Here is an 18,524-nt window from a genome sequence, read left to right as displayed (position 1 = left end):
TTTTCCAGGTCTCAAGTTATAAATGTTAAATCAATTTTTATGGTCGAGGTGTAAACAATGCTTAAAATCGACGTAAAACAGAAAAGTCTTACTGAAGAACAGATAAAATGGTTTGAAGAAGCTTTTAAAAGATGTGCTAAAAGAATTATACTTTCTACCACTTTGGCAGGATGTGGACATCCAGGTGGGTCTCTTTCTTCTTTAAGTTTACTTTTGGTGGTCTATTCCTTAGCTAAGATTAACCCACAAGATCCTAGGGCTTTAGAAAGAGATAGAGTTGTTATTAGCCATGGACATATAAGTCCTGGAGTTTATAGCGTGCTTTGTGAATACGGCTTCTTTCCTGAAGAGCCCTTTCTGATGGAATTCAGAAGGGCTGGTTCTGCTTTCGCAGGGCATGTAGAACAATCTGTACCCGGGGTAGAATGGAACACAGGTAACCTTGGTCAAGGCCTTTCAGCGGCTTGTGGTATGGCTCAAGCCTTAAAACTTAAAAATCTTCCTAATCTTGTGTTTTGTTTTATGGGAGACGGAGAACAACAAAAGGGTCAAGTAATCGAGGCCAGAAGATGGGCGGTTAAATTTAAACTTAACAATCTTATTACTCTTATAGACTATAACCAGTTACAAATAGGGGGCAAAATTTCGGAAGTGATGCCACAGGACTTAAAGGCAGAAATAGAAGCCACAAAATGGAATGTCTTAGAAATCGATGGGCATGATTTTCAACAAATTTTTCATGCACTCAAGTTAGCCATCGAAAAAAGAGTATCTAATCCTGAATATCCTACAGCCATCATAGCCCATACGGTGATGGGCAAAGGGATCTCTTTTATGGAAAATGATCCTAAGTGGCATGGGATGGCTCTCCCAGAAGATTTAGCCAAAAAGGCTTTAGAAGAGTTAGGATTTGACCCTGGGGAGCTTGATGTTTTAAAAGAAAAAAGAAAAACCTGGAAGGTCAGTTTTGAACATCAAAATCATGAGCCCCTACCTATAAAACTAAAAATACCAGGCCCTACGATTTATCTCCTTGAGGTTAAAACAGATTGTAGAAGTGCATATGGCAAAGCCTTGTTAAACCTTGCTAAAGAAAACAACCCTCCAACAGGAACTCCAAAAATTTTAGGGTTAACCTGCGATCTTGAAGGTTCGGTAAAAATGACAGATTTTAAAAAATGGTCTCCTCAGGCTTTTTTTGAATCAGGAATACAAGAACATCATACAGCCTCTGTAGCAGGCGCCCTTTCTAAAGAAGGCTTTTCGGTATTCTTTTCTACCTTTGGAGTGTTTGCGATAGATGAGGTTTACAACCAACTAAGAATAAACAGTATCAATCGAACAGCGTTAAAGGTGGTAGCTACTCACCTTGGAGTTGACGTAGGAGAAGATGGGCCTACCCATCAATGTATAGATTATATAGGTCTTTTGTTAAATCTTTATGATTTTGAAATTTACCTTCCTGCTGATCCCAACCAAACAGACCATATCATAAGATATATAGCAGACAAACCAAGGAACATCTTCGTAGGAATGGGACGGTCTAAACTTCCTGTAGTTACCAAAGAAGATGGAAGTCCTTACTTTGACGAAAGTTATACCTTTATTCCTGGCAAGGCTGATTGGATAAGACAGGGTGATCAAGGAGTTATTATTACCTATGGTACGATGATGCCTTATGCTTTAAAAGCTTGGGAAATTCTAAATTCTGAAGGAATTAAGGTAAGTCTTTTAAACGTAGCTTCTATAAGGCCTTTACCAGAAAAAGACTTATTAAAAGCCTCTGAATTAAAAAATCTCATCGTAGTAGAGGATCATCTGGTAGAAACAGGTCTTGGAACAAAGATAGCCAGTTTTTTTGGTCTCAATCATGTTAAAGTAAACCTTAAACTTTTAGGCCATAAAACTATTTGCTCCTCTGGGAAGCCTTCAGAACTTTTTAAACAAGCAGGTTTAGACCCAGAAAGCATTGCTCATGCCATGAAACAAATGTTAAAATAATGAATTCTCAGATCAAAGAAGCAGAAGAGAAAAAACTAAGTCTAATCGAACACTTATTAGAGCTCAGAGCTTGTCTAATAAAGGCCTTTATTGGTTGGACTATTGCCTCTGTAATTGCTTACTTTTTGGGCGATCACATTATAGACTTGTTACTAAAACCTTTAATGAAAGCTATACCTCAACAGAATTATGTATTTTTCCGCACCTTTCCTGAAGTTTTTGCTTCTTATCTTAAACTTTCTATAATAGCAGGTTTTATTTTAGGCAGTCCTTATATCTTTTATCAACTGTGGTCTTTTATAGCCCCTGGGCTCTATCCTCATGAACAAAAATGGGTAAAAACTGCCGTATTTTTAACCTCTTTTGCGTTTATTCTAGGAGATCTTTTGGCTTATTTCTTTTTTTTACCTTTTATTCTTAAATTCCTTTATTCTTTTGGGGAAAAGTTTTTGGTTTTCAAACCTTTTTTAAAAGATTATATAAGTTTTTGTCTCCGTTTTTTTTTAATCATAGGGGCGGTGTTTCAAATACCGTCCTTTATGGTTCTGCTTAATCGGTTAGAAATAGTAAACTACGAAGGATTTAAAAAATTTAGACCTTATGCAATCCTTCTCGCCTTTTTTATAAGCGCTATCCTAACTGGTGGAGGAGATCCTTTTAACCAAATTATTTTAGCCATACCCTTGACACTACTATATGAAACAGGTATAATTTTAGTCAGGTTGTTTAAACCACTCAAATAAAAGGAGGTTTTCTGATATGCTACCCAGCTTAGGAGGTCAAGAACTTTTTATCATACTTTTCTTAGCTTTAATCTTGTTTGGAGCTAAACGTTTGCCTGAAGTAGGAGCAGGGTTAGGGAAAGGTATAAGATCTTTTAAAGAAGCTCTTCGTTCTACCGACGTGAAAGAAGATTTAGAAAAATTAGAAAACCAGAAAGAAGAAAAATCTAAAACTCAAGAAACTTCTAATAAAGTTTAAAGTTTAATAATCTCTTGACTGTCATCATTCTTTAAGTTTAAACTTTTTGTTAAAAAAAATAATAAAAAAGAGGGACTTAAAGTCCCCCTTTTTTATTAAACTATTGGCTTAATTATTCAGGTTTTTCTACTCCTGCTTCCAACCCCATTCCTACGCCAGGTAGTCCGAACATAACTGTACTACCGGTAGAGAAGTACTCCAACTTCCCTTCTCTTACTAACTCGTTAGCAGCATTTTTAATCTCACGAGGATTGGCATCAGGTATTTCTCTTTGTAAATCTTTTAGATAAATCTTAGTTTTACCACCTTTTTTAACCTTTTCTTCCATTATCTGAATTATCTTCTGTTTCAATTCTTCCTTGTCCATAACACACTCCTTTTTAAAATTTTATACTTTAATCTTACTTAAACTGTTCTACCTTATAAATTTCTGGAGCATTAAACACCTCATCTACATGTTTGGTAAACTTAAAGTGCATAGAAGTCCTGTAAGTAGTATAAGCAAGTCTGTAATCGTCGATACATTTTTCAGTAAAAGGAATACCGGTTAATTCAAAGAATCTTTCCCAACCAATTCTGTTAATCCAGGTACCAATCCTTTCATACTTATTAGCATACTGAGAATAGACTTCAATAATCTTTTTAAGCCATTTAACGGTGGTTGGCCAACGAGGTGGTTCGTTAGGAATAAAAGGTATTACTACTCTTGAGAACTCAGGAGGAGAAATCCTGTTAGAAACCTTTCCACCTACCACGATAGTAATACCATCACCTTCTCCATCAGAAATAGGTAAAGCTGGGCACATGGTATAGCAGTTACCACAGAACATACAACGATCTACATTTATCCTTACTGTCTTTTTCTTCTTACCATCTATTTCAGCAGTTGCAGGCTTAATAGCACCTAAAGGACATGAAGCTATAACCAAAGGTATTTCACAAACATGTTCTAACCTTTCATCTTCAACCAAAGGTGGCTTTCTGTGAATACCCACCAAAGCAAGGTCAGAACAATGTACAGCACCACACATGTTAAGACAACAGGCAAGGGCTAACTTAGTCTTTGCAGGAAGCTTGTGAGACCCAAAGTATTCAAAAAGTTCATCCATGATAGCCTTAACTATACCAGAAGCATCGATAGCAGGAGTATGACAGTGGATCCATCCCTGGGTATGAACTATGTTGCTAATACCTGCTCCAGTACCACCAATAGGGAACTTGTAAGAACCATTAGGATGTTTCCTGTTTTTCAAGTCTTCTATAAGGGCCTTTAAAGTTTCTTCATCTGTTACATGAAATTCTACGTTATTACGGGTAGTCCAGCGTACATACCCGCCACAATATTTATCTGCGATCTCACAAATTTCTCTGATATAGTCTGTAGTTTCCAAACGAGGGGTACCACATCTTACCACATAAACTACATCACCTGTTTCAGACTTATACTTTAAAACTCCAGGTTGGATTATCTCATGAGAAACCCATTTACCATAGTTTTTCTGAATAACAGGTGGCATAAACTGCCAGAAATAAGGAGGTCCTATATCGGTAATCCTGTTTTCCATCGGTTTTTCAGGGTTATACAACTTTTCTGCCAAAGTTGGATCATAAGGCTGTGTATAAATCGGGTCTAACTCTTTAAATTTTTCAATTCCCATTTTACCCTCCTTTTATTTTAAAATATTTAGGTCTTTATTCATCAAATCCATCCTCACCTTAAGCAGGGTGGCGTTTTCTAAATTCAGCCACGTCTCTGGTCCAACCACCTTCAACCTCTTCTTCCTTCCAGAAGATGTATGGGTTGTCACGAGGTACTCTTACATGCTGAGGAATAGGTGTAAGCCCCATAACCTCGGTGATAAACTTGTTCAAACCAATCCTCTGGATAAGTTCACCGATACGTTCACGGTTCTTTCCATTTTCCATCCAATAATCCCAGGCCTTATAGATAAAATCTTTAAGTTCATCATAAGGTGATTCCACCTTCATAAAAGGAACGATAAGGGTAGAAAGCTGAGCACCTTCTAAGATCGGTGCTTTAGCTCCGATCAAAATAGCAATACCGGTATCTTGACCAGGTCTTAAAGCCTCTGGCATAACAGCTATACAGTGCATACACCTGTTACATTCACTGTTGTTGATGTAAAGCTTTTGTTCGTTTTCATCCCAATACATACACTTGGTAGGACAAAGGTCGATAACTTCCTTCTTAATATCAAAAGGTCCCCAGTCTCTGTCAGAAAAAGCACCTGCATTAGGTTTAAGCTCACCCCTTACATAAGCCCTTACTGCTTCTTGGTCTATCCTAATATCGTCTCTCCAGGTACCGATAAAAGACATGTCAGCTCTTGCCACAGAAGCCACACAATCTAAAGGACATGCAGAAAACTTAAACTTAAACTTATATGGAAATGCAGGGCGGTGCAATTCATCTTGGAAAGCCATGGTTAACTCATAGTCTAATTCTTGAACGTCTACCAAAGCCCATTCACAACGGGACTTACCCATACAGCAAGCAGGACTTCTCAAGTTAGAACCAGAACCACCAAGGTCCCAGTGAAGTTGATGAGTTAAATCAAAAAAGATAGGCTCAAGCTGGTCAGTAACCGTACCTAAAAGAATAATGTCACCAGTAGAACCATGGAAGTTAACAATACCGCTACCCCTGTTATCCCACATGTCACAAAGCTTTCTTAAAGCTGCAGTATGATACCACTTTCCTGCGGTATGATGCACACGAACAGTATGGAATGCCCAGATAGCAGGGAACTTTTCTTGCTGGTCAGAATATCTTCCGATAACCCCACCACCATAACCAAAGACACCAACTATACCACCATGCTTCCAATGGGTCTCTCTGTTGATATAGGAAAGCTCCATCTGACCCATTATGTCAAAACAGGCCTGCTTCTTGTGCTTCTCAGCATAAGAATAAATGTCATCAACAAAACTTGGCCACGGACCAGTTTTAAGCTGGTCTACTTTTGGTGTATCATGTTTTTTCACCTCGCCCATTGTACCCTCCCTACAGTTTTTGTATAGAATACATTTTATTGATCTTGAATTATATGTCAAGAATAAAAAATTTAAATTAAGGTTGATTTTCTAATTAATTCTCTAAATTTTTCTTTTTTGCTTTGGTTTTTTAGTTTTTTTTACCTTTTGCTACTATAAAATTTTGGTTGCCATAGATAAATTTTTAGATATACTCAAAAATGTTATGGAAATTTTTGTTATAGAAAAGGTAACCAAAGTTTATAATCCCTATTTTAAAGTGCTGGATGAAGTATCTTTTATCGTAAAAGAAGGAGATTTTTTGGTCTTAACCGGACCGACTGGTGCAGGAAAAACAACCATTTTAAAGTTACTTTACCGAGAAGAAACGCCTACCGACGGAGAAATATTTTACAAAAACCTCCCTTATTCTAAGCTTAAACAACAAAATTTTTTACATCTAAGACGGAATTGGGGTATCATTTTTCAAGATTACAAACTAATACCAGACTTAACGGTTTTTGAAAACATAAAAATCTCTTTAATCCTAAGTCAAAAAAAATTACCTAAAATAAAATTTCACATCTTAAACTATCTTGAAAGATTTAACCTTGCTGCCAAGGCCTTCAAAAAAGTAAAAGAACTTTCAGGAGGTGAACAACAGAAAGTAGGTATTGTAAGAGCTATCATTAGAGACCCTGAATTGTTAATAGCTGATGAACCTACAGGAAATCTTGATCCTGAAAGCATAAGGGAAATTATTAAGATATTTCAAGAATATCAACAAGCAGGAAAAACGGTAATTCTTGCTACCCATGACCCAGTTATCCTACAACTTAACGCGGGAAAAATTCTTAGATTAGAACAAGGAAGGTTGGTAGAAAATGTTCAAACTTCTTGCTAAGTTAGAGATTAAAAAGGGTTTACTTTATTATCTTTTTTTTATCCTATTTTTCTTTTTTTGGAATTTTTTTTCTTTAGCCCTTATTTATGCTTATGGAATTTTATTTACCTTAGAAAAACACTGGAAAGATCAAATAACCTTAATCCTCTTTTATTATCCTAAAGACCAAGAACAGTTAGAACTTTTTATTAAAGAACTACAAAACAGTTTTTCTTCTTTCACAGAAAAAATTGAAGTAGTTACTCCAGAAATGGTCCTAAAACAAGCTCAAAAAACCCTTCCCAAGGAAATAACCCAAATTTTTACTGAAAAAGAGCTCAAGGAAAACTTACCTTTTCTCATCAAAATTTATCCTAAATCTTTGGGAAGTTATATAGAACTTACAGAGCGTTTAAAACTAATCGCCGCATCAACTCCTGCTTTAGAGCTTCAAACCCCTAAATATTTTAAGTTTCTAAAACTAAGCTTTTTTCTTAAATCAGGGATAATTGGGTTTTGGTTTAGCTGGATAATAGTTTATATCGGGGCTATATTTTTTATAAATACCTTATTGAACAACCTGCTTTATCAACAATATAAATTGATCCTTCTTTTAGGAGGTAACCCTTGTTATTTAAAATTCATCAGGTTTAGTTTTTTGGTTTTTATCATAACCTTAGGATTCTTTAGTTCAGGGGCTACCTTTTACTTAGCAGTAAATTCTTTAACAAGTATTATAAACTTTCCTCTTTTAGATAGCTTTTGGGTAAATTCCTGGTATCCTTTGGTGTATTTTATACTTTTGGTAGTATTAATACCTTTTTTAATTGTGTGGATAAGTTTTTGGGGTTATGAAATATAGAAAAATTTTAACCCTCTTAGGGTGTCTTATTCTGATGTTCTCAAAAAATAATGCTTTATGTCTTCCTGCTCAAGACTTAAATTTAAAGGATATCGAAAGAAAAATAACAGACATAGAAAAAACTAAGAAAGAGGTTTTGAAAGAATATCTAAAACTTTTTATCAAAAACCATCAGATCTCTTATCTAAAGGATGAATATCCTTTAAACAGGTTTTTAGAGAAAACTTTACTCAAAAAAATAATCCAACTAAACCAAGAGAAATTATCTTTAGAACATAAAAAAGCAGAGCTTATCAACATGTCTTTGTTTAACAAACAAATTATTTCTCAAGCTATAAATCCTGTTTCTGGAGAGGCTATTAAGCCAGGAGAATATAGTTTTAAACTAACCCCTCCTGTTTTTATTAGAGCTCCTATCTCTGGGATGATAACCAACATAAAATACTTGCCAGAAGGGGTTATGATTAAGATAGAAAATGAAAAATGTAATTCTTCTTTGTTTCCCTTAAGTACTATAAGGGTGAATTTGGGAGAAAAGGTGGTGATAAAAGAAATCCTTGGTGAAGTTAAAGCTCATAACTTTATCAGGGTAAAGATAAACTGTAGTTCTCAGTAATGTTTGGTTTTTTTAAAATCTTTGATATAATTACACATCAGGTAAATCTAAAAGGAGGGTGGTGTTAATGCCTATCTATGAGTTTAAGTGTGAAGACTGTAAAACAGAGTTTGAAGTTTTTTTGAAAAAAAAAGAGGAGTTAGGCTTAGTTGAGTGTAAAAACTGCAAAAGCAAAAACGTTAAAAGACTGATGAGTGTGGTAAACTCTATCGTTAGTGGTTCAGAGGGATCTTCAGACAAACCAAGGATCACAGAATCTCATTCCTGTCCGTCAGGAAGTTGCACCCATATAGAACTACCTGGTTATGGAGATTAATCTTTGGTATTTAAGTTAGATTGCTCCTTTTCTAAAAGTTCTAACCCTTCTTTTACCTTTTCTGCAAGTTCTCCAGCTCCCATCCCTTTGTATATTTTATAGGCTAAAGAATAAGCCTCTTTAGCTGCCTCAAAGTTGTTCTGAAATCTATAAACATCCCCTATACCCACCAAGGCACGAGCTGCTCGATGGGCATCTTTATATTTTTCTCCTATCTCTAAGTTTCTGTAAAGATAAGGAAGCATTTTATCGTATTCATTTTTTGTACGATAAACATGTATGATCTTTTCTACTATAACCGCCACACTAAATTCATCTTCTGCGGTTTCACATACATCTAAACAGGCTTTATAACACCTTAAAGCCTTTTCTATATTTCCTCTCATATGGTATACATCTCCTAAAAAGTCTAAGATGTTAGCCATTTCTTTATATGCCTGATGTTCTTGAAAAAACTCTAAGGCCCTTTCCATAAGTTCTATGGTATCAAGAACTCTCCCTTCAGTCCAACACTTATGGGCTTCTATACAGAGTTCATATCCTGGTTTCAACTCCTCTGAAATCCCCATCTGTTTAAAATAAAACTCTTTTCTTTTCTCGATAAAGTCCTTACCTTCCATGTTAACCCCTTTTTATTTGTTGTATGATGTCTTTTAATTTAACCTTCTCATATGAAAAGGTTTTGTGATTAAAAACTTCGGTTTCTTCCTCAGGATTTAGCTTATCTAAATAAGGAGATATCTCCTTAGACCCAAGATTAACAAAAGTCTTTAAAATCAAAGCTTTTATTTCAGAAGAGGAGTGTTCTATCAGGTCTAAAAGTAAGAAATAGCTATGTTTTTTTAAAACTTCAGGATTCTTTTCAGAAATCCGGTAAATCGCATAAATGACGTAAACATGATATTCAGGGAACCTCAAGAAAGCTAACAGGTTTTTTATAAAAATAGCATATCTGTCTCCTGTCTCTCTTATGATCTCTCCTACTGCTTCAAGAGCCCCCCAGGCAGAAGACGCAGAATCAGCAGCAGCATAAAGAAGCCTTTTTATAAAGTCTAAAAGTTTTTCTGGATAGACCTTAGCTAAGGCAGGAGATACTTTACCCAACGCAACCACCGCTTTTCTACGAAAAACAGGGTCTGGATGATAGAAAAACTTCTGAAGCACGTTGAGGTTTAAAGGTTCAGAAACTATATAAGCACTAAAGGTGTTGAAATCTTCCTTTTCGATTAACTCTTCTATTTCCCTCTTAGAAAGCTTCCTCTTAGGTTTGTTAAAGTCCACTTCAGAGAGAGGTTCCTTTTGCAAAGCTTGACTTAGTTTTAAGTGTTTTAATTCTCTGATATCATCTGCTACTTTTAAAAAACAAAGCGCTCCCTTAGAGACCACCCTTGAGGTAGCTGGCATAGGAAGGATGGTATGGGTTTTTAAATCATAATCTTCGACCCAAACTTCTTTATAGTCTTCTTCAGGAATCAACTCCCACATTAAATCCCAATCACCTGCAGTAGCAAGAAAGAGAGCCTCTATAAAAGCATTTCCTCGGTTGTGTCCGGTCACATCACACACATAGACACTCCCACATTCGCATACACCAGCCTCTAAGTCAGAAAAACCTATAGGTAAAAGCTCTGGTTTTTTGATAAACCTCCCACAAAAAGGACAGGTGGGAGGTTTAGGAACGGGCTTTTTCATTTAAAAGCTCCTCAAACTCTACGCTTACTGGATAACCTAAGCTTTTAGCTTGTGCTAAGTTTTCTCTGGCCTTATCTATGTCTCCCTGATAATAATAAGCTACGGCTAAATTATTGTAAAGAGTAGCCATTTGAGGAGCAAGAGATTTTGCTTTTTCTAACATAGTAATAGCCTCTGCAAAAAGCTCCTTTTCTATCAAAATGGTAGAAAGATTTATCATGGCAGGGATAAAATCAGGGTTTATCTCTAAAGCTTTCCTATAACATTTTTCTGCCTCATCCAGGTTACCTAATTGAAACTCTATCAACCCTAAGTTTACCCAGGCCTCTACAGATTTGGGATAAAAGTTAAGGGTAAAGCTAAAGGCCTTTTTAGCCTCTTCAAGTTCTCCCTCTTGAGCTAATATAATGCCAAGGTTAACCATAGCCTCAAAATGATAGGGATCAAGTTTTAACACCTTTTTAAACGCCTCTTTAGCCTCTTGTAATTTTCCTAAATTAAAGTAAGCTATAGCTAACTTATGTTGTGCAAAAGGGGAATGAGGGTTTTCTATGGCTTCTTTTTCTAAAATTTTTAGGACTTTTTCGTCTATCATCTTTTCCTCCTTTTAAAACTTTTTAAAGGATACCATCAATTATGAAGTTCTCAAGACGTAAAAACAAGAAATGGATGTTAACCTTTGGGTTGGTAATTTTTTGCAGCTTGGTCTTGTTTTTTTTGGGATACTATTTTGAAGGGTTAGAACCTGTGGTAAAAGGCCCTACCAAAGAATTTAAGGTTGTAGAAATCAAAAAAGGAGAGAGTGTCTGGAGCATAGCTAAAAAGCTTAAAAAACAAGGTATTATCAAAAGTTCCTTAGTATTCTATCTGGAAGCCTTAAGGAAAGGTTATTACCATAAACTAAAACCAGGAGAATACGGCTTTTACCTTAACCAGCCTCTATCAGAAATTCTTACCATGTTAGTAGAGGGAAAAGTTTTAGCTACAAAGATAACCATACCAGAGGGATACACTCTTTGGCAAATCGCTGATTTACTCGAAAAAAATGAAATCTGCAATAAGGAAGATTTTCTTAAGTTGGCTGAAAGTCCTCAAACAGCTAAACAATATGGATTACCTGGACCCACCTTAGAGGGATACCTTTTTCCTGATACCTATTATTTTTACCGAAACTCTCATCCAGGGCAGGTAGTAAAAACCATGGTAGATAACTTCTGGAAACACTGGAAAAAATACGAGGAAATAGCCAAAAAGCAGAAAAAATCATTAAAAGAAGTAATCATTTTAGCCTCTATAGTAGAAAAAGAAGCTTATCTAAACTCAGAAAAACCAGTAATCGCTGCGGTTTATTTAAACAGAATAAAGAAAAAAATGCCTCTTCAAGCTGACCCTACCATCAACTATGCCTTAAAATCTTTTAGACGTTTAACTTACAAAGATTATTACCAGGTAAAGAGTCCCTACAACACCTACTTAAATCCTGGCCTACCCCCTACCCCCATAGGTAATCCTGGAGAAGCAAGCATAAAAGCAGTACTTTTTCCGGCTAAGGTGCCTTATCTTTATTTTGTAGCTGCAGGTAACGGTTCTCACGTGTTTTCTGTAACCTATAAAGAACACTTAGAGGCTATCAACAAAATAAGAGAAACTCCCAAAAATCCTCCTTCTAACCAGACTTCAGAAAATTTAGTCTATAAACCTCTTTCTGAAAAACCCTCTAATGAACCCCAACCTGATACAAAGTTATAAAATCTGAAAGTTTAAGTTCTTCTACTCTTTTTTCAGGTAAAATAGAGGCTTTTTCTAAAATTTCAGGTGGTATTTTTTGTTTTAACATCTTTCTTTTTTGGCTAAAAAGTTTTACCAAAAAACTTTTATATTTTTTCAAATCTTTTATTTCATCAAAGCTTTTTCGGGTAAACTTAAGGTAGGCTGAATTCACCTTAGGAGGAGGAATAAAAAACCTCGGAGGAATACTCATCAGGTATTCAAGCTGATAGAAGGTGTTTACAAAAACAGAAAGCCATGATTTTTGCTGGATAAGTCTTTCAGCTACCTCTTTTTGAACCATATAAAAGGCTTGGTATACAAGATGTTTATGGTATATCGTATTTTCTATGATAAGGCTGGCAACGTTATAAGGAAGGTTACCTATGAGTTTGAGTTCCCTTTCATTTAAGGTGTTAAAATCAAAGGTGGTAGCGTCGGTCTGAAAGATAACCAACCGAGGGTCGTTTAGACTAACTTTAAGTTTCTCTACCATCTCTGGGTCTATTTCCAGAAGATAAAGGCGCTTTAGGGGGGTAGCAAGCAGTCTTTTGGTAAGGTTCCCTGTACCTGGACCAATCTCTACCACCACCTCTTCTTTTATCTCAGCAAGTTCAACCAAACGCTCTAACACCCCAGATGAAACCAAAAGATGTTGTCCCCATTTTTTCTTTAGCATGTTTCAAAGTTTAATTTCTTTCTGTCTTTTTTCCAGAGGATAAAAAACCCAAGCTTATTGTCAAACCTGAATTTTTTGGTAGATTTAGAGAAACTTTTTTAATTATCTGGGAAGGAGATCAAAATCATGCCTGATTGTCTTCCATTTTATGGCTGGAGATATAATCCCGAAAAAGTAAACATCGAAGAAGTAGTTGCCCCTCCTTACGATGTGGTGGGCGAAGAAGAAAAGGTTTTTTATCAGAAAAAAAGTCCTTATAACATCTTTCATCTGGAGCTTCCTGAAACCTACCAAAAAGCTAAACACCTTTTGGAAGAGTGGATAAGGTCGCAAATCCTTGTAAGAGAACCTAAACCCTGTCTCTATTTTTATGAACTATCCTTTGTAAGAGAGCAGAAAATCTTTTCCCGAAAAGGGTGGATTCTACTGGTAAAGCTCCACCCCTTTGAAGAAGGAGTAGTTTTACCCCATGAGAAGGTGTTCCCAAAGATAACAGAAGATCGGTTTAAATTGCTTAAGACTACTGGGTTTCAGTTCAGTCAGATTTTTGGGATATATGAAGATCCTTCCCTTCTCACACTTTCTTATAGTCCTAAAGATCTGCTTTATGAGGCAACCTTTGATCAACAAACCCATCGCCTTTATCAAGTCACTGAGTTAGACATAATAAGAGAAGTGACCGACTATCTTAAACATCAAAAAATATACATCGCAGACGGACACCACAGATACACCACTGCCCTGAGATATAAAGAATACATGGAAAATAAATTAGGCACAACCCCTCCAAGGGATTATCATTACATAGCCATGTATGTTTGCCCTATAGAAGAGCCAAACCTTCTTATGCTCCCTACTCATAGAATCTATCGTTTACCAAACGCTGAAGATTTAATTCAAGCCTTAAAAAATTGGGCAGAAAAAGTTTACACCACAGAGCCTATTAATTTTTCTCAGAATTTTTTTAAAATAAAAGAAAGGGATTTTGGTATTTGCTTTAAAAATAAAGTGATGATTTTCAGGATAAAACAAGAAGTGTATGAGCGCTTTCAACAGAAAGATCCAGTGCTTTCAAAACTAATCCTTTACAACTTTTTGTCCCTGATAGAACAAGCCTTTAAAATTAAAGAAGAGATACTAAAGGAACAAAATCAGGTTGAATTTTTGTCTGAGGTAAAACAGGTGTTTAACCATATCAAAGATCAAGAAATTGGAGTAATTTTCCCTGAGCTTTCTCCTTTAATCTTAAAAGAGGTTGCGTTGCAAGGGAAAAGAATGCCTCATAAAAGCACGTTTTTTTATCCTAAAATCCTTACAGGGTTGGTTTTAAATGAAGTAAGCGGAAAACCCATAGACTTTTCATTATGAAAGACAGTTTAGCCTATTTCAACCACTGGCTTTCCTTTTATTACGAAAAAAAAGATTTACTTTTAAAAGACCCCTTTATTCAGGAGAAACTCGAATTATTAAAAAAAGCCATAGAAAAAAGTCGTCAAGCCTTTATAGAAAAAGGGTCTTTTGCTTTTTGCAGTGCTTGTGCAAACTCAGGAGAAAAGTGTTGTAAAGCTGGGTTAGAATGGAAACTAAGTCCTGCTGAGTTTTTGATAAACCTTCTGCTTTCAGAAACCCATGGTTTACCCCTTGCTTTTAATACTTATCGAGAGGAAGACTGTCTCTTCTTAGGAGAAAAAGGATGTATCCTTATCCTTACCCCTGTTTTTTGTAGGAACTTCTTCTGCGATAAACTGGCCAAGCACTTAGGTCATGCTAACTTAACCTACATCCAGCAAGCGATGGAAGAGGAGGCTATTTTAGGTTTTATTTTAGCTAATTATATAAACACTAAAATGTTGCAAAAGGAGGTGATCAAACATGGAACTTAAGGGAAAGGTGGCTTTAGTAACAGGAGCCTCAAGAGGGATAGGTAGGGCGATAGCCTATCAACTTGCAAAAGATGGAGCGGAAATAGTTATCAATTACAAAGGATCTGAAGAAAAGGCAAGAAAGTTGGCTACCGAAATAGAAAAGCTTGGGACCAAGGCCTATCTTTCTAAGTTTGACGTAGCCAACCCTGAAGAGGTTCAAAAAGCTATAAAAGAAGTGGAAGAAGTTGTCGGACCTATTCAAATCTTAGTAAACAACGCAGGGATCACCAGAGATGCTTTGTTTTTAAGGATGAAAGAAGAAGACTGGGATTTGGTTATTAAAACCAACCTCTATTCGGTTTTTTATGTTACCAAAGCAGTTCTCCCGATGATGACAAAAGCTAAATGGGGGAGAATAATCAACATCTCTTCGGTGGTAGCCTTTAGTGGTAATGCTGGACAAACCAACTATGCAGCAGCTAAGGCTGGGATCATAGGTTTTACTAAAGCTTTAGCTTTAGAGGTTGCTTCGCGAAACATAACGGTTAATGCTATTGCTCCAGGCTACATAGAAACTGACATGACAAACCAACTACCTGAAAAAGTTAGAGAAGCTTTTTTGCAAGAAATTCCTTTAAAAAGACCTGGAACTCCTGAAGAAGTAGCCTATCTTGTTTCTTTTTTAGCCAGTGAAAAGGCAAGCTATATCACAGGCTGCGTGTTTCATGTTAACGGAGGTTTGTTGAGGGTTTAACCCCTTTTTTGATTTTTTAGGCATTGACTTTTTTAAATTTTAGGTATATAGAAAATAACATGGAAGTTATTACTGTTAAAACTCATAAAAAGGTTGAGTTGCTTGACATAACTGAAGAAGTCTTAAAAAAGCTCCCTCCTAAAGATGGAATTTGTGTACTTTATGTCCCTCACACCACAGCAGGTATTATTATTAATGAGGGGGCTGATCCATCTGTAAAAGAAGACCTGCTCATGGCTTTTGAAAGGATAGCACCAGAAAACCTTCCTTACAAACATCTGGAAGGAAACTCCCCAGGACATGTGAAATCTTCTATAACAGGACCTTCCTTAACCCTTATTGTAGAAAAAGGAAAGCCCGTTTTAGGTACCTGGCAAAGGATTTTTTTTGCAGAATATGACGGACCAAGGACAAGAAAGGTATTTTTAAAATTTTTAGAGGGTTAAGCCTATGAAAAAACATTTAGTGTGGTTAGGGTTAGGTGTTGTTTTTACTTTGGTTTTAGGAGGATGTAGAGCAAGTTCTCAGTATTTTGAGCAAAAAATCTCTTCTCATAAAGAAATCGCTCAGACGTTTATTCAAGAAAAACGTTATACCGAGGCTTTAAAAGAGCTTGAATTAGCGGAAAAATCAAGCCAGTGTGATATCTGTGACATAAGAAGAATTTTACAACTTTTAGAAAACGCCACCAATCCAGGAACGATAGAAGATCTCAAAAAAGCCTTGCAAAACAAAAAAGAAAAATGTGACCCAGAGGTTTATAACCTTTTAGGATTAGCCTACATAGGTAAAAAAGATTACGAAAAAGCCAGACAAGCTTTTAAAGACGCTATCAGCATTAAACCTGATTATTCAGAGGCCTATAACAACCTTGGCTCTTTGATGCTCTTACAACAGAATTATCATAAAGCCATAGAATATCTGGAAAAGGCGATTCAGAATCCTTACTATACCAATGCTTACATGGCTAAAACCAATTTAGGATGGGCTTATTTTCTCTTAGACCAAAAGGAAAAAGCTAAAAGCATTTTGATTGAAGCATTTAGAGAAAATCCAAGATATCCAAAGGCTATAGTCTATCTTGGTTATGTATATCTTAGTGAAAACGACCTTACCTCAGCCAAGTTCTATTTTAAAAAGGCCTTAGAAATAGACAAATATTCCAGTGAAGCACGCTTTTATTTAGGAGAAATAGCCTTTAGAGAAGGCGATCTTAAATTGGCTAAAGATTTATGGAATTCGGTTGTTTTACTTGAACCAAATTCTGAGTGGGCTAACAAAGCTTCTGAAAGGTTATATTTATTAGAAAGAAAATATCTTGAAAAACCAAACCCTTAGCCTCAAATTAACCTTATTTTTGAGGCTAAGGGCTAAAAACTTATTTTGCTAAGGTTAATACCTGGCTTTTCAGCTCTTTTTCTTTTATTTTTAAAACTTCTAACCGGTTTAAAGCCTTTAAGAAAGCCTTAATACTTGCTATAACGATATCTCCGTCTTTACCAAGCCCTGCGGTTTTTAACCCTGGTTCGTCTTCTATGATCACACTACAGACTCCCTCAGAAGAGGTCCCACCTGTAAGGGCACTGATGTTAAAATCTACGAGTTTGAGATTTTTTTTATCTTTTTCTTCTCCATTAAAACTATAACCTAAGGCTTGAGCTACTGCTTTATAGGCTGCATCTATAGGCCCTATCCCTAAACCTACAGCTACTTTATTTCCGGAAAGATTATCTCTTATCTCTACCTGAGCAACCGGCTTTAATGAGCCACTCAATACACTTATCACCTGAGAAGAAACTAACTCATAACGATACTCTTTTTCACAAAAGAGATCTAGAAGGATTCCTTCTAAATGTTCTTCTTCAATCTTTCTTAAAACATCCTTTATTTCTTCCCTAAACTTTTCAAAAACCTTAGTTAAAACGGTATCATCAAACTGCCAGCCTCTGCTTTTTAGTTTAAAAGACAGGGCATGTCTTCCTGAGTGTTTACCGAGAACGATAGCAGACCCAGTCCAACCTACCTCTTCTGGCTTAATAATCTCATAGGTCGTTCGTTCACAGATAACACCATGTTGATGGATACCAGATTCGTGAGCAAAGGCATTGGCTCCAACAATAGCCTTATTAGGCTGTACCAACATTCCGGTATATTTGGAAACAAGCTGGCTGGTAGGAACTATTTTTTTAGTAGCAATGTTTACCTCTAAAGGATATCCTAAGGACCTTTCAAAGAAGTCTTTTCTAATTTTTAGAGCCATTATAACTTCTTCCAAGGCAGCATTTCCTGCCCTTTCTCCAATACCGTTTATCGTACCTTCTATTTGAGTTGCACCGGCTAAGATGGCAGAAAGGGAATTAGAAACCGCAAGCCCAAGGTCGTTATGGCAATGAACAGAAAGTCTTAAACGCCCAGATTTCAGGTCTTCTTCGTATCCAGCAGCTATCAATTTTTCTACCAAAAATTTAAACAGGTTATAATACTCCTGAGGGACTGTATAACCCACGGTATCAGGAATGTTGATGGTGGTGGCTCCTGCTTTTACCACCTCTATCACCACTTGAGCCAAATATTCCCAATCACTTCTGGTTGCATCCTCGGCAGAAAATTCAACGTTAGGGCACAAAGAGCAGGCATACTTTACAGCTTCTCTGGCAATTTCTAATACCTGAGACCTGTCTTTTTTCAGTTTATACTTAAGATGAATGTCAGAAGTAGCTATAAAGGTGTGGATCCTGGGAGACACAGCGTGCTTGATAGCCTCCCAGGCTACCTCTATGTCTTTTTGATTAGCCCTGGCTAAGGCCGCAACAGTACATCTTTTCATCTCCTTAGCCACGTTTTTTACTCCCTCAAAATCCCCGGGAGATGTTATAGGAAACCCTGCCTCTATTACGTCTATACCTAACTCTTCCAAAGCCTTGGCTATCTCTATCTTTTGTTTTAAGTCCAATGATACCCCAGGAGACTGCTCTCCATCTCTAAGGGTGGTATCGAAAAACACTATTCTGGGATTCAAGGTAACCCTCCTTAATAAGATTTTTTAAGTAAAAATTTTATCTTAATTTTTGGTTTTGCCAACGTGTTCTCAAAAAATAAGGTTTTAAACTTAGT

At 36.3% G+C, this 18,524-nt stretch carries 21 protein-coding genes; 13 read left to right on the top strand and 8 right to left on the bottom strand.

All coding sequences use genetic code 11. The features are described 5' to 3' along the window. Nucleotides 1–57 precede the first annotated feature (57 nt). From G580_RS0105885 to G580_RS0105875, 3 genes are read left to right on the top strand one after another with little or no spacing between them, the layout of a single operon-like run. Nucleotides 58–2,001: a transketolase gene (locus tag G580_RS0105885; RefSeq protein WP_028841419.1), complete on the top strand. Its 1,944-nt coding sequence runs from the start codon at nt 58–60 to the stop codon at nt 1,999–2,001. Next, complete coding sequence (tatC, locus tag G580_RS0105880) at nt 2,001–2,744, top strand: twin-arginine translocase subunit TatC (protein WP_028841418.1); 744 nt, start codon at nt 2,001–2,003, stop codon at nt 2,742–2,744. Before G580_RS0105885 ends, tatC begins: the two co-directional genes overlap by 1 nt. A 16-nt stretch (nt 2,745–2,760) precedes the next feature. Then, complete coding sequence (locus G580_RS0105875; protein ID WP_028841417.1) at nt 2,761–2,982, top strand: Sec-independent protein translocase subunit TatA/TatB; 222 nt, start codon at nt 2,761–2,763, stop codon at nt 2,980–2,982. 112 nt (nt 2,983–3,094) lie between these two features. On the opposite strand, the gene G580_RS0105870 is transcribed toward G580_RS0105875, so the two are convergent. From G580_RS0105870 to dsrA, 3 genes are all read right to left on the bottom strand, one after another. After that, nucleotides 3,095–3,349: a dissimilatory sulfite reductase D family protein gene (locus G580_RS0105870; protein ID WP_028841416.1), complete on the bottom strand. Its 255-nt coding sequence runs from the start codon at nt 3,347–3,349 to the stop codon at nt 3,095–3,097. Between the two features lie 34 nt (nt 3,350–3,383). Next, complete coding sequence (gene dsrB, locus G580_RS10190) at nt 3,384–4,547, bottom strand: dissimilatory-type sulfite reductase subunit beta (RefSeq protein ID WP_051173164.1); 1,164 nt, start codon at nt 4,545–4,547, stop codon at nt 3,384–3,386. A gap of 151 nt (nt 4,548–4,698) precedes the next feature. Continuing rightward, a complete protein-coding gene (gene dsrA / locus G580_RS0105860) occupies nt 4,699–5,997 on the bottom strand; it encodes a dissimilatory-type sulfite reductase subunit alpha (RefSeq protein ID WP_038041667.1) in 1,299 nt (432 codons plus the stop codon). 205 nt (nt 5,998–6,202) lie between these two features. Between dsrA and G580_RS0105855 the strand changes: the two genes are divergently transcribed. The 4 genes from G580_RS0105855 (at nt 6,203) to G580_RS0105840 (ending at nt 8,653) form a co-directional block, all read left to right on the top strand. Continuing rightward, entirely contained in the window at nt 6,203–6,880 is a 678-nt protein-coding gene (locus G580_RS0105855) for a cell division ATP-binding protein FtsE (RefSeq protein ID WP_028841414.1), read from the top strand. Then, nucleotides 6,861–7,721, top strand: coding sequence for a cell division FtsX domain-containing protein (locus G580_RS0105850; RefSeq protein ID WP_028841413.1), 861 nt, complete (start codon nt 6,861–6,863; stop codon nt 7,719–7,721). Before G580_RS0105855 ends, G580_RS0105850 begins: the two co-directional genes overlap by 20 nt. Then, nucleotides 7,711–8,337, top strand: a complete 627-nt coding sequence (locus tag G580_RS0105845; RefSeq protein WP_028841412.1) for a hypothetical protein — start codon at nt 7,711–7,713, stop codon at nt 8,335–8,337. Before G580_RS0105850 ends, G580_RS0105845 begins: the two co-directional genes overlap by 11 nt. A gap of 67 nt (nt 8,338–8,404) precedes the next feature. Continuing rightward, entirely contained in the window at nt 8,405–8,653 is a 249-nt protein-coding gene (locus tag G580_RS0105840) for an FmdB family zinc ribbon protein (RefSeq protein WP_028841411.1), read from the top strand. Here the strand turns inward: G580_RS0105840 and G580_RS0105835 are convergent. Genes G580_RS0105835 through G580_RS0105825 form a run of 3 tightly spaced genes read right to left on the bottom strand, consistent with a single transcriptional unit; the run spans nt 8,650 to nt 10,940 of the window. Beyond that, nucleotides 8,650–9,273 carry a tetratricopeptide repeat protein gene (locus G580_RS0105835; RefSeq protein ID WP_028841410.1) on the bottom strand — a complete coding sequence of 208 codons (624 nt, stop codon included), beginning with the start codon at nt 9,271–9,273 and terminating at the stop codon, nt 8,650–8,652. The genes G580_RS0105840 and G580_RS0105835 overlap by 4 nt on opposite strands. Nucleotide 9,274: 1 nt before the next feature. After that, nucleotides 9,275–10,345 (bottom strand): DVU0298 family protein, encoded by a 1,071-nt coding sequence (locus G580_RS11040; RefSeq protein ID WP_028841409.1) that lies wholly within the window; start codon nt 10,343–10,345, stop codon nt 9,275–9,277. After that, nucleotides 10,326–10,940 (bottom strand): tetratricopeptide repeat protein, encoded by a 615-nt coding sequence (locus G580_RS0105825; protein WP_028841408.1) that lies wholly within the window; start codon nt 10,938–10,940, stop codon nt 10,326–10,328. The genes G580_RS11040 and G580_RS0105825 overlap by 20 nt, the downstream gene beginning before the upstream one ends. A 41-nt stretch (nt 10,941–10,981) precedes the next feature. Here G580_RS0105825 and mltG point away from each other — a divergent pair, with 41 nt between their 5' ends. Then, on the top strand, nt 10,982–12,094 hold the full coding sequence (gene mltG, locus G580_RS10180; protein ID WP_051173159.1) for an endolytic transglycosylase MltG: 1,113 nt from the start codon (nt 10,982–10,984) through the stop codon (nt 12,092–12,094). On the opposite strand, the gene rsmA is transcribed toward mltG, so the two are convergent. Further along, a complete protein-coding gene (rsmA, locus tag G580_RS0105815; RefSeq protein ID WP_028841407.1) occupies nt 12,063–12,791 on the bottom strand; it encodes a 16S rRNA (adenine(1518)-N(6)/adenine(1519)-N(6))-dimethyltransferase RsmA in 729 nt (242 codons plus the stop codon). The genes mltG and rsmA overlap by 32 nt on opposite strands. A 126-nt stretch (nt 12,792–12,917) precedes the next feature. Between rsmA and G580_RS0105810 the strand changes: the two genes are divergently transcribed. Genes G580_RS0105810 through G580_RS0105790 form a run of 5 tightly spaced genes read left to right on the top strand, consistent with a single transcriptional unit; the run spans nt 12,918 to nt 16,748 of the window. After that, a complete protein-coding gene (locus G580_RS0105810; protein WP_028841406.1) occupies nt 12,918–14,159 on the top strand; it encodes a DUF1015 family protein in 1,242 nt (413 codons plus the stop codon). Continuing rightward, nucleotides 14,156–14,674, top strand: a complete 519-nt coding sequence (locus G580_RS0105805; protein ID WP_028841405.1) for a hypothetical protein — start codon at nt 14,156–14,158, stop codon at nt 14,672–14,674. Before G580_RS0105810 ends, G580_RS0105805 begins: the two co-directional genes overlap by 4 nt. Further along, the gene (fabG, locus tag G580_RS0105800) at nt 14,664–15,410 is read left to right on the top strand and encodes a 3-oxoacyl-[acyl-carrier-protein] reductase (RefSeq protein WP_028841404.1); all 747 of its coding nucleotides are present in this window, start codon (nt 14,664–14,666) and stop codon (nt 15,408–15,410) included. Before G580_RS0105805 ends, fabG begins: the two co-directional genes overlap by 11 nt. Nucleotides 15,411–15,469: 59 nt before the next feature. Beyond that, entirely contained in the window at nt 15,470–15,856 is a 387-nt protein-coding gene (locus G580_RS0105795; protein WP_028841403.1) for a secondary thiamine-phosphate synthase enzyme YjbQ, read from the top strand. 4 nt (nt 15,857–15,860) lie between these two features. Then, a complete protein-coding gene (locus G580_RS0105790; protein WP_028841402.1) occupies nt 15,861–16,748 on the top strand; it encodes a tetratricopeptide repeat protein in 888 nt (295 codons plus the stop codon). 40 nt (nt 16,749–16,788) lie between these two features. Here the strand turns inward: G580_RS0105790 and G580_RS0105785 are convergent, their stop codons facing one another. Beyond that, nucleotides 16,789–18,429, bottom strand: a complete 1,641-nt coding sequence (locus G580_RS0105785) for a 2-isopropylmalate synthase (RefSeq protein ID WP_028841401.1) — start codon at nt 18,427–18,429, stop codon at nt 16,789–16,791. Nucleotides 18,430–18,524: the final 95 nt, after the last annotated feature.

This window comes from Thermodesulfobacterium hveragerdense DSM 12571 (assembly GCF_000423845.1).
In the GTDB taxonomy this organism is placed as follows: Bacteria; Desulfobacterota; Thermodesulfobacteria; order Thermodesulfobacteriales; family Thermodesulfobacteriaceae; genus Thermodesulfobacterium; species Thermodesulfobacterium hveragerdense.
This window is presented reverse-complemented; position numbering and strand designations above follow the sequence as displayed.

What these genes read in the sequence shown, in the direction of transcription:
- G580_RS0105885 (WP_028841419.1), top strand. Translation starts at nt 58, where the DNA reads ATGCTTAAAATCGACGTAAAACAGAAAAGTCTTACTGAAGAACAGATA.
- tatC (WP_028841418.1), top strand. Translation starts at nt 2,001, where the DNA reads ATGAATTCTCAGATCAAAGAAGCAGAAGAGAAAAAACTAAGTCTAATC.
- G580_RS0105875 (WP_028841417.1), top strand. Translation starts at nt 2,761, where the DNA reads ATGCTACCCAGCTTAGGAGGTCAAGAACTTTTTATCATACTTTTCTTA.
- G580_RS0105870 (WP_028841416.1), bottom strand. Translation starts at nt 3,349, where the DNA reads ATGGACAAGGAAGAATTGAAACAGAAGATAATTCAGATAATGGAAGAA.
- dsrB (WP_051173164.1), bottom strand. Translation starts at nt 4,547, where the DNA reads ATGGAAAACAGGATTACCGATATAGGACCTCCTTATTTCTGGCAGTTT.
- dsrA (WP_038041667.1), bottom strand. Translation starts at nt 5,997, where the DNA reads ATGGGCGAGGTGAAAAAACATGATACACCAAAAGTAGACCAGCTTAAA.
- G580_RS0105855 (WP_028841414.1), top strand. Translation starts at nt 6,203, where the DNA reads ATGGAAATTTTTGTTATAGAAAAGGTAACCAAAGTTTATAATCCCTAT.
- G580_RS0105850 (WP_028841413.1), top strand. Translation starts at nt 6,861, where the DNA reads ATGTTCAAACTTCTTGCTAAGTTAGAGATTAAAAAGGGTTTACTTTAT.
- G580_RS0105845 (WP_028841412.1), top strand. Translation starts at nt 7,711, where the DNA reads ATGAAATATAGAAAAATTTTAACCCTCTTAGGGTGTCTTATTCTGATG.
- G580_RS0105840 (WP_028841411.1), top strand. Translation starts at nt 8,405, where the DNA reads ATGCCTATCTATGAGTTTAAGTGTGAAGACTGTAAAACAGAGTTTGAA.
- G580_RS0105835 (WP_028841410.1), bottom strand. Translation starts at nt 9,273, where the DNA reads ATGGAAGGTAAGGACTTTATCGAGAAAAGAAAAGAGTTTTATTTTAAA.
- G580_RS11040 (WP_028841409.1), bottom strand. Translation starts at nt 10,345, where the DNA reads ATGAAAAAGCCCGTTCCTAAACCTCCCACCTGTCCTTTTTGTGGGAGG.
- G580_RS0105825 (WP_028841408.1), bottom strand. Translation starts at nt 10,940, where the DNA reads ATGATAGACGAAAAAGTCCTAAAAATTTTAGAAAAAGAAGCCATAGAA.
- mltG (WP_051173159.1), top strand. Translation starts at nt 10,982, where the DNA reads ATGAAGTTCTCAAGACGTAAAAACAAGAAATGGATGTTAACCTTTGGG.
- rsmA (WP_028841407.1), bottom strand. Translation starts at nt 12,791, where the DNA reads ATGCTAAAGAAAAAATGGGGACAACATCTTTTGGTTTCATCTGGGGTG.
- G580_RS0105810 (WP_028841406.1), top strand. Translation starts at nt 12,918, where the DNA reads ATGCCTGATTGTCTTCCATTTTATGGCTGGAGATATAATCCCGAAAAA.
- G580_RS0105805 (WP_028841405.1), top strand. Translation starts at nt 14,156, where the DNA reads ATGAAAGACAGTTTAGCCTATTTCAACCACTGGCTTTCCTTTTATTAC.
- fabG (WP_028841404.1), top strand. Translation starts at nt 14,664, where the DNA reads ATGGAACTTAAGGGAAAGGTGGCTTTAGTAACAGGAGCCTCAAGAGGG.
- G580_RS0105795 (WP_028841403.1), top strand. Translation starts at nt 15,470, where the DNA reads ATGGAAGTTATTACTGTTAAAACTCATAAAAAGGTTGAGTTGCTTGAC.
- G580_RS0105790 (WP_028841402.1), top strand. Translation starts at nt 15,861, where the DNA reads ATGAAAAAACATTTAGTGTGGTTAGGGTTAGGTGTTGTTTTTACTTTG.